The sequence below is a fragment of the Nonomuraea sp. NPDC049152 genome (assembly GCF_040648355.1).
In the GTDB taxonomy this organism is placed as follows: domain Bacteria; phylum Actinomycetota; class Actinomycetes; order Streptosporangiales; family Streptosporangiaceae; genus Nonomuraea.
Genome location: NZ_JBEZDO010000102.1, coordinates 1 through 1,277 on the forward strand (window position 1 = coordinate 1; position 1,277 = coordinate 1,277).

The window sequence follows — 1,277 nt, forward strand, 5'->3', positions numbered from 1 at the left end:
GCGGCCACCGAGCGGCGGGCCTGCTCCGGCGCGGTGGCGGGCATGGCCGAGGCGTAGCTGCTGGTGGCCAGGCTCCCCAGGATGGCCACGCCGAGGGCGGCGCCGGCCTGCTGGATGGTGTCGTTCAAAGCCGAACCGACGCCGGCCTGCTCGGTGGGGATGGCGCTCATCAGGGCGGCGATCGCCGTGGGCCCGGCCAGGCCGCTGCCGGCACCTAGCACGACCTGGGCGATGGCCAGCATCGTGAAGCTGTCGGAGGAGGAGAAGCTGAGCAGGGCGAAGCCGGCGGCCATCACGAGCATGCCGACGACCGCGGTGGCGCGGTTGCCGAGCTTGGTGCCCAGGCCCGCGCCGACGCCGTTGAAGACCACCGAGGCGATGAACATCGGGATGAAGGCCAGACCGGCCTGGGTGGGGGTGTAGCCGAGGACGAACTGCATGTACTGGGTCAGCACCAGCAGCAGGCCGCCGTTGCCGACCTGAACCAGCGTCAGCGACAGGCTGCCGCCGGCGAAGTCGCGGTCACGGAAGAGCTTGAGCGGCACCATCGGGTGCTCGGTGCGCAGCTCCCAGCCGATGAAGGCGGCCAGGGCGATGACGGCGACGGCCAGCGGGGTCCAGGCGATGCCGTGCGCGAGTTCGTTGATCGTCCACACCAGGGCGGTCATGCCGATCATGGACAGGATGGCGCCGAGGGGGTCGGGCTTGGTCGCGGGGCCCTTGGATTCGGGCATCAGCGTCAGGGCGGCCAGGATGGCCAGGGCGGCGATCGGGACGTTGATCCAGAAGACCGCTTCCCAGCCGAGCGAGGCGATCAGGGCGCCGCCGAGGACGGGGCCGCCGATCAGGCCGAGCACGGCGAAGGCGGCCCCGGCGGCCATCGCCTTGCGCCGCTCGACCTCGTCGGGGAAGACCACGATCAGGAGCGACAGGGTGCTGGGCATGATCAACGAGCCGCCGACGCCCATCGCCACGCGGGCGGCGATCAGCTGGCCCGGGCTGGTGGCGAGCGTGGCCAGCGCGGAGGCCGCGCCGAACAGCACCAGGCCGATGACCATGATCTTGCGCCTGCCGTACCGGTCGGACAGGGCGCCGGCGGTGAGCAGCAGGCCCGCGAAGACCAGCATGTAGGACTCCAGGATCCACTGGATGTCCTGCGTGGTGGCGCCAAGGTCGGCGGCCAGGGAGGGCACGGCGACCGTGAGTGCCATGTTGTCGATGATCAGCACCAGCGTGCTCAGACAGAGCACGATCAGGATCAGCCACCGACGAGGATG

Annotated in this window: 1 protein-coding gene; it reads right to left on the reverse strand. The window is 70.8% G+C overall.

The window, feature by feature from the left end:
- On the reverse strand, positions 1-1,277 hold a 1,277-nt coding region (locus tag AB0B45_RS51520; RefSeq protein WP_358146404.1), incomplete at both ends, for an MFS transporter.